The following is a 7,751-nucleotide window of genomic DNA, read 5'->3' on the forward strand; positions in this document are numbered from 1 at the left end:
GCGCGGTGAGATCGACCTGAACGCACCGGTCGCCCGCTATTGGCCGGAATTTGGCCGGGCAGGTAAGGAAGACATCACGGTCGCGATGGTGATGAACCACCGATCCGGCGTGATCGGGCCGCGGGAGCCGGTGCCGTGGCAGCAGATGGCCGACTGGGATTTGGTGTGCGACCGGCTGGCCGCCGGCGAGCCGTGGTGGAAGCCCAATACCGCGCAGGGCTACCACATGTTTACCTTCGGCTTCATCCTCGGCGAGGTGTTCCGTCGAGTCACCGACACCACGATTGGCCACTACCTGCGCAGCGAGATCGCGGAGCCACTGGGTATCGAGGTCCACATTGGCCTCCCCGCCAGCGAACACCCCAGGTGCGCGGATCCGGTGAACAAGCCGCATATCCGCGAGATGCTGGCCTCTGCGCAGGCACCCGCCTGCCCCGTCTCGCTGGACGAACACCCCAAGGCCGGGTTGTCCGTCGGAATGGGGTTTGCACCTGACGACGAACTGGGCTCCAACAACCTGAAGCTGTGGCGCGAGCTGGAGTTCCCCGCCAACAACGCACAGGTGTCGGCGCTGGGAATGGCGACCTTCTACAACGCGCTTGCCCAAGAGAAGCTGCTGACCCGCCGCCATATGGAGCTCGTGCGGGTTTGTCAGGGCGGCTTCGAGACGGACCTGGTGCTGGGCCCACGGGTCGCCGACCACGGGTGGGGTCTTGGCTACATGCTCAACCAGCGCTGCCTTAACGGACCCAACCCGGGGATTTTCGGGCACGGCGGCCTGGGCGGGTCATTCGCGTTCGTAGACCTCGAGCACCGAATCGGCTACGCGTACGTCATGAATCGCTATGACGCCACCAAGGCCAACGCCGACCCGCGGAGTGTCGCCTTGAGCGACGAGGTCTACGCGGCCTTGGGTGTCAGGAGGGGCTGACCCCGTTCAGCGCGGGGTGTCAGTGTCCCCCGCCCCCGCCATGACCGCCGCCACCGTTTCCGCCGTCTCCTGGCCCGCCGACGCCGGGTCCAACCCCGGGGCCGTTCGGCCCGGGACCATTTACTCCAGGGCCGTACCCAGGTCCAGGTACACCGTTACCGGGTCCCAGATTGTTGCAATACGGGCCATTGCCGGGGTTCCAGGCCTCGCCCGGGTTGCACGGGAGATTCGGGAAAGGCGTCACTTGGGCTTGAATGCCGCTCGCGCCACCGAGTCCAGCCAAGCCCAGGCCGGCGGTCATGATCGTCACTGCTGCAAACCGCGTTGATTTCCTCATGATGAACGCGTACCCGCCCGCCCGGAACGGGAAACTCCCAGCGTGCCCACCGGATTTGGCATCCAATGTGGTCGGGTCGGACGGCGTGCCCGTTGAGGCAGTCGTCCGGCCCGGTTAGGTGGACGGTCGGGAGTTAGCGTCCGGGGCCAGGCCCGTGGTCGTCACGTCCGCCGGGGCCGGGGTGCCAGTCGCCAGGTCTGCGGTCGTCAGGTCCGCGGTTGTCGCCGGGGCCACCCCAGTAGTCACGGCCATGATCAGGTCCATCGATGTCGCGGTGGTGGTCGTCGTGGCAGTTGCCCCAATCCCAGTTGGGACCCCAAACCGGATCCCAGAACTGACCCGGGCACCAGTGGTATTCGGGCAAGGGCCGAGGCTGGGCTTGGGCACCGGTTGCTGCACCCAAACCGACCAGCCCTAAGCCAGCGGTCATAACGACTGTTGTTGCGCCAAAACGCGCGTATTTCTTCACGTTTCACTAGTACCATAGCAGCCTGGGATCAAACCGCTTGGAGCGCAGTGATTTTCAGCATAGCCCCCTGGTAACTTGCTGCCAATATGCTAGGGGTTAGCCGGATGCCACCTTCACCGTTGACATGTTGGACACCAGAAGATATTCCGACCCTCCAGCTCGGCAGTGTGGATTGCGGTGGCGCACACCCGGCACGGGTCGCCGGCTCGGCGGTACACGTAGGTGCGGGGCCGGTCCGGCAGGTATGACGGTGCACCGTGGTCGTGCTCGGGCCGGACGACGATGATCTTGCCGCGGCGCAGCCCAATCTTCATCAGCTCCACCAGATCTCGCCACGCGGCGTCGAATTGCGCGTCGGTGATCGTCCGGCCAGGCCGGTAGGGGTTGATACCGTGTAGAAACAGCAGTTCGTTGCGGTAGACGTTGCCGACGCCGGCGATCACTGTTTGGTCCATCAGCAGTGCGCCAATCGGCCTGCGGGACTTGGTGATCCGCGCCCAGGCCCATGCCGGGTCGGCGTCGCGACGCAGCGGGTCGGGACCAAGCCGGGACACCACGTCGGCGACCTGGGCATCGTCGAGCAGTTCGCACACCGTCGGACCGCGTAGGTCGGTGCCGTATTCGGCGCCCACCATACGCATTCGGACCTGTCCCACTGGTGGCGGCATGGCGAGTCCTGGCGGACGGGCCCATTCGGTGAAATGACCGTACAAGCCGAGGTGTACATGCACGGTTGGGCCATCAACGTAGTGGTGGAAGAGGTGCTTGCCCCATGCGCTGGTGCGCTGCAGGACCCGGCCGTCGACAACGGAGGCCGGCCCGGCGAATCGGCCCTGCGGGCTCGACACCGCCACCGGCGCACCGGCGAAACGGCGTTGATGCAGCCGGGCCAGCCGGTGCAAGGTGTGCCCTTCGGGCACGGTCAGCCCGCCGTTGGGGTTTCAGGCCCGGGCACCGGCGGCGGTTGATGGGTGCGTTCGTATTCGTCGAGAATGTCGATACGACGTTGGTGGCGTTCGGCTTTCGACCACTGTGTGGTCAGGAACGCATCGACGATGGCAAGCGCCTCCGAAACAGTGTGCATGCGGCCGCCGATGCCGATCAGCTGGGCATTGTTGTGCTCGCGCGCCAACGTCGCGGTTTCGACGCTCCACGCGAGGGCGCACCGTGCCCCGGGTACCTTGTTGGCGGCGATCTGCTCCCCGTTGCCCGACCCACCCAGCACAATGCCCAAGCTGCCCGGGTCGGCGACCGTGCGGGTCGCGGCGGCGATACAAAACGGCGGATAGTCGTCGTCGGCTTGATAGCTGAACGCGCCGCAGTCGATCGGCTCGTGCCCGGAATTCGTCAGGTGCTCGATGATCTGCTGTTTGAGCTCGTAGCCGGCGTGATCAGAACCCAAGTAGACGCGCATGCCCGACATTGTGCCGGACGCTTCGGGCTACGCAGACCTCAGTCGAATTGCGGCGGCTCGGTACGGGTTCGCTTCAGCTCCCAGAAGTGGGGGTACGACGCGAAAGTCACCGACGCGTCCCACAGCTTGCCGGCATCCTCACCGCGCGGAATCTTCGACAGCACCGGGCCGAAGAATGCGACCCCGTTGACGTGGATGGTCGGCGTGCCGACGTCCTCGCCGACGGCGTCCATCCCCGCGTGGTGGCTCTTGCGCAGTGCCTCGTCGTAAGCGTCGCTGTTAGCCGCTTCGGCCAGCTCGGCGGGCAAGCCGACCTCCGCCAGCGACTGCTTGATGACCTCGTCGAGGTCCTTGTTGCCCTCGTTGTGGATGCGGGTGCCCATCGCGGTGTACAGCGGTGAGAGCACCTCGGCGCCGTGGGCTTGCTCGGCGGCGATCGCCACCCGCACCGGACCGAAGGCCTTCGTCAGCCGTTCGCGGTATTCCTCGGGCAGATCCTCGCGCTTCTCATTGAGCACCGCGAGGCTCATCACATGGAAGTTCGCCTCAATGTCGCGGACCTTCTCGACTTCCAGGATCCAGCGCGAGGTGATCCAGGCCCACGGGCACAACGGATCGAACCAGAAATCGGCGACTGACTTCTCGGACATACTGGATCCTCTCATCGACGGTCACGGCAGCCGTCCAGCACAACCGTAGTCGGCGCAGAACTGTTCCCGGCGGCTCGAACTTGATTGCCCGACTCCTCCTCATCGCGCTACGCGCTCTGCATCGTCGCCGGGCTCGAACTTGATTGCCCGGCTCCTCCTCATCGCGCTACGCGCTCTGCATCGTCGCCGGGCTAGGTTTAGACCGTGGCACTTCCCAACTTGACCCGTGACCAAGCCGTCGAACGCGCCGCTCTGGTCACCGTCGACAAATACCGCATCAGCCTCGATCTGACCGACGGCGACGGCGCGCCCAGCGAGCGCACCTTCCGGTCGAGCACGACGGTGGAGTTCGATGCGCTGGCCGGCGCCGACACCTTCATCGATATCGCCGCAGACACCGTTCATCGCGCCACCCTCAACGGCCGCGAGCTCGACGTCTCGGGCTACGACGAATCGACCGGCATTGCGCTCACCGGCTTGGCGGAGCACAACGAGCTCGTCGTCGATGCCGACTGCCGGTACTCCAACACCGGCGAGGGGTTGCACCGCTTCGTCGACCCGGTAGACGGTGAGGTCTACTTGTACTCGCAGTTCGAAACGGCCGACGCCAAGCGCATGTTCGCGTGTTTCGACCAGCCCGACCTCAAAGCCGCCTTCGACGTGTCGGTGCGGGCACCCGAACACTGGCAGGTCGTCTCCAACGCTGCCGCCGTCACCGCCGAAAACGGTCGACACACCTTCGCCACCACCCAGCGGATGAGCACCTACTTGGTGGCGTTGATCGCCGGGCCCTACGCGAAGTGGACCGACACCTACATCGATGAGCACGGCGAGATCCCGTTGGGCATCTTCTGCCGGGCCACACTAGCCGAATACATGGATGCCGAGCGGCTGTTCACCCAGACGAAGCAGGGATTCGGCTTCTACCACAAGCACTTTGGCGTGCCGTATGCGTTCGGCAAATACGACCAGCTGTTCGTGCCGGAGTTCAACGCCGGCGCCATGGAGAACGCCGGGGCGGTGACGTTCATCGAGGACTATGTGTTCCGCAGCAAGGTCACCCGCGCCTCCTACGAACGACGCGCCGAGACGGTGCTGCACGAGATGGCGCACATGTGGTTCGGCGATCTGGTCACCATGCGGTGGTGGGACGACTTGTGGCTTAACGAGTCGTTCGCCACCTTTGCCTCGGTGCTCTGCCAAAGCGAAGCCACCGAATTCACCGAAGCGTGGACGTCGTTCGCCAACGCGGAAAAGTCGTGGGCTTACAGGCAGGATCAGCTGCCGTCAACGCATCCGGTGGCTGCCGACATTCCCGACCTGGCCGCCGTCGAGGTCAACTTCGACGGCATCACCTACGCCAAAGGCGCCAGTGTGCTCAAACAACTGGTGGCCTACGTCGGCCTCGAGCAGTTTCTGGCCGGCCTGCGTGACTACTTCAACACCCACGCTTTCGGAAACGCGACGTTCGACGACCTGCTCAAGGCGCTGGAGAAGGCGTCCGGACGGGATCTGTCCGATTGGGGCCAGCAGTGGCTGAAAACCACCGGGCTGAACACGCTGCGGGCTGATTTCGACGTCGACGCCGAGGAACGGTTCACCCGGTTCGCGATCCAGCAGAGCGGTGCTGCGCCGGGTGCCGGTGAAACCCGGGTGCATCGGTTGGCGGTCGGCGTTTACGACGACGACGGCAGCGGCAAGCTGGTCCGAACGCACCGCGAAGAACTCGACGTCACCGGTCCGACTACGGACGTTCGAGCGCTGCAAGGCCTTTCGCGTGGCCAACTAGTGCTCGTCAACGACGACGACCTGACCTACTGCTCGCTTCGTCTCGATCAGCAGTCGCTGCAAACCGCGCTGGATCGGATTGCCGATATCGCCGAGCCGCTTCCGCGCACGCTGGTCTGGTCAGCGGCGTGGGAGATGACCCGCGACGCCGAAATGAAGGCCCGCGATTTTGTGGCACTGGTGTCTCGCGGTGTGCAGGCCGAAACCGAGATCGGGGTGGCCCAGCGGCTGCTGATGCAAGCGCAGACCGCACTGGGCTCTTACGCCGAGCCCGGCTGGGCCCGCGAGCATGGTTGGCCGGCGTTTGCCGACCGGCTGCTGGAGCTGGCCTGCAATGCAGAGCCCGGATCGGATCACCAACTGGCCTTCGTCAACGCGCTGTGCTCGTCGGTGTTGTCGAGCCGCCATGTCGCGATGCTGGCGGACCTGCTTGACCGCGACCCCGCCGTGTTGGGATTGGCCGGACTTGACGTCGACACTGACCTGCGCTGGCGCGTCGTGACGGCGTTGGCGACCGCCGGCCACATCGACGCCGACGGGCCGGAAACGCCGTTCATCGACGCCGAAGTGCAGCGTGACCCGACGGCGGCCGGCAAGCGTCACGCCGCCCAAGCCGCGGCAGCACGCCCACAACTGCGGGTCAAGGAAAAAGCGTGGACCACGGTCGTCGAGGACGACACCCTGCCCAACGTCATGGGGCGGTCCATCATTGCGGGGATCACGGCACCGGGTCAGGCCGAGTTGCTCAAGCCGTTCACCGCGCGCTACTTCACGGCGATACCCGGTGTGTGGGCGCGGCGATCCAGTGAAGTCGCGCAAACAGTGGTGATAGGCCTGTATCCGTCGTGGGACATCACCGACGATGGCCTAGCGGCCGCTGACGAGTTTTTGGCCGATCCCGAGGTGCCGCCGGCGTTGCGCCGACTGGTGCTGGAGGGCCGCGCCGGAGTCGAGCGGGCGCTGAAAGCCCGCCGGTTTGACGCCGCCTAAAGCTGCCTGTGCCGCGGGCTACGGGGGGTCGATGCCGGCGCTGAGTTCACGCACCGCGCTGACCAGTCCGTCGATCAGCTTGCCGTCTTTGAATGCCGACGCTGCGGCCGCCACCGCAAGCGGCGCAGCGGATTCCGCGCCGCGGCCACGCAGCTGTGCGCCGTACACCACCTCGATCGCATGCTGGTCCGGCGAGACGGCGATCAGTACCGCATTGTTCGGTGTGGGCACCTCGGCGAGGATCTCGCGGGCCCGCGCTGCGGTGTCGCTGCCCAGATCACCGATGTAGACGGCCAACCGCGCCTTGGTCTTGCGCGTGCCGTAGGTCAGCGCATCGTCGAGCGTGACGAGATCTTTGAGCGGGAAGGGGTAGTGCACCGAGACGTCGCCGGGTTCGGTGACCCCCGAGAGCCGTCCGCTGGCGGTGACCACCCAGCCGTTCGGCAACTGCGCGGGTTCGATGGTCGCGACTTCACCAGTTGCCACTGGCGCCACCCCCCACAATCAATTCCGAGCTGCCGTGTCCGTGGTGGCTGCCGCCGACCTCCTCGTCGACAGCGGCCCACAGGATCGGCGGATGCGTCCACGGCTCCGACAGCTTGTACGTCGCCGGGTGGGGCCCCTTGCGCGACCAGATCAGCGCCGCCAGCACGGCTACCAGCAGCAGCGGGATTCCCACAAAGTAGAGGTGGATCTCCATCATGCTCACGACGGAAACCGTATCCCATCGCGAGTTCTGACTCCGATTGCCCGGCTTCTCCGCATCGCGCTACGCATCGTCGCCGAGCTAGGCAGCACCCTCGCCGAGGTACCGGGCCCACGCCGGGTCGAGTTCCTTGACCGTGGACAGCAGTCGCCAGTGCTGGCCCTTCGGCGGCATCGGCGCCAGGTGAAGGGTCCAGCCCAGTTCAGCAAGCAGCTTGTCACCTTTGCGATGGTTGCAGGTCGAGCAGCAGGCCACGCAGTTCTCCCAGGAGTGGTCTCCGCCGCGGCTGCGCGGCACTACGTGGTCGACTGTGTCGGCCTTAGACCCGCAGTAGGCGCAGCAGAACCGGTCGCGGTGCATCAGCGCCGCCCTGGTCATCGGGATACGGGCCCGGTAGGGCACCCGGACAAACGAGCGCAGCCGGATAACTGACGGTACGGCGATCGTCCTGGTCGCGGAGTGGATG

9 protein-coding genes are annotated in these 7,751 nt (G+C 65.7%); 2 read left to right on the top strand and 7 right to left on the bottom strand.

Annotated features, from left to right (window positions below):
• Positions 1-931: serine hydrolase domain-containing protein (locus VFA16_RS03455; RefSeq protein ID WP_324966472.1), on the top strand; the 931-nt coding region annotated here is incomplete at its 5' end.
• 470 nt (positions 932-1,401) lie between these two features.
• Here VFA16_RS03455 and VFA16_RS03460 read toward each other — a convergent pair.
• The 4 genes from VFA16_RS03460 to VFA16_RS03475 all read right to left on the bottom strand — a co-directional run bounded on the left by VFA16_RS03460 (position 1,402) and on the right by VFA16_RS03475 (position 3,801).
• Positions 1,402-1,698, bottom strand: coding sequence for a hypothetical protein (locus VFA16_RS03460; RefSeq protein WP_324966473.1), 297 nt, complete (start codon positions 1,696-1,698; stop codon positions 1,402-1,404).
• A 152-nt stretch (positions 1,699-1,850) separates the two neighbouring features.
• Complete coding sequence (locus VFA16_RS03465) at positions 1,851-2,657, bottom strand: Fpg/Nei family DNA glycosylase (protein ID WP_324966474.1); 807 nt, start codon at positions 2,655-2,657, stop codon at positions 1,851-1,853.
• Between the two features lie 2 nt (positions 2,658-2,659).
• Positions 2,660-3,151 carry a ribose-5-phosphate isomerase gene (locus tag VFA16_RS03470; RefSeq protein ID WP_324966475.1) on the bottom strand — a complete coding sequence of 164 codons (492 nt, stop codon included), beginning with the start codon at positions 3,149-3,151 and terminating at the stop codon, positions 2,660-2,662.
• Positions 3,152-3,189: 38 nt separating this feature from the next.
• A complete protein-coding gene (locus tag VFA16_RS03475; RefSeq protein WP_324966476.1) occupies positions 3,190-3,801 on the bottom strand; it encodes an Rv2466c family mycothiol-dependent reductase in 612 nt (203 codons plus the stop codon).
• Between the two features lie 204 nt (positions 3,802-4,005).
• On the opposite strand from VFA16_RS03475, the gene pepN reads away from it, so the two are divergent.
• Positions 4,006-6,579 (top strand): aminopeptidase N, encoded by a 2,574-nt coding sequence (gene pepN, locus VFA16_RS03480; RefSeq protein ID WP_324966477.1) that lies wholly within the window; start codon positions 4,006-4,008, stop codon positions 6,577-6,579.
• Between the two features lie 18 nt (positions 6,580-6,597).
• On the opposite strand, the gene VFA16_RS03485 is transcribed toward pepN, so the two are convergent.
• The 3 genes from VFA16_RS03485 to VFA16_RS03495 form a co-directional block, all read right to left on the bottom strand.
• Positions 6,598-7,065 carry a DUF5130 domain-containing protein gene (locus tag VFA16_RS03485; RefSeq protein ID WP_324966478.1) on the bottom strand — a complete coding sequence of 156 codons (468 nt, stop codon included), beginning with the start codon at positions 7,063-7,065 and terminating at the stop codon, positions 6,598-6,600.
• A complete protein-coding gene (locus VFA16_RS03490) occupies positions 7,052-7,279 on the bottom strand; it encodes a hypothetical protein (protein WP_324966480.1) in 228 nt (75 codons plus the stop codon). The genes VFA16_RS03485 and VFA16_RS03490 overlap by 14 nt, the downstream gene beginning before the upstream one ends.
• Positions 7,280-7,366: 87 nt before the next feature.
• The coding region (locus VFA16_RS03495) for an HNH endonuclease (RefSeq protein ID WP_324966479.1) at positions 7,367-7,751 on the bottom strand (385 nt) is incomplete at its 5' end.

This window comes from Mycobacterium sp. (assembly GCF_035653355.1).
Lineage (GTDB): Bacteria > Actinomycetota > Actinomycetes > Mycobacteriales > Mycobacteriaceae > Mycobacterium.

Excerpts from the sequence above, each read along its gene's own strand:
- VFA16_RS03460 (WP_324966473.1), bottom strand. The coding sequence starts at position 1,698 with ATGACCGCTGGCTTAGGGCTGGTCGGTTTGGGTGCAGCAACCGGTGCC.
- VFA16_RS03470 (WP_324966475.1), bottom strand. The coding sequence starts at position 3,151 with ATGCGCGTCTACTTGGGTTCTGATCACGCCGGCTACGAGCTCAAACAG.
- VFA16_RS03475 (WP_324966476.1), bottom strand. The coding sequence starts at position 3,801 with ATGTCCGAGAAGTCAGTCGCCGATTTCTGGTTCGATCCGTTGTGCCCG.
- VFA16_RS03490 (WP_324966480.1), bottom strand. The coding sequence starts at position 7,279 with ATGGAGATCCACCTCTACTTTGTGGGAATCCCGCTGCTGCTGGTAGCC.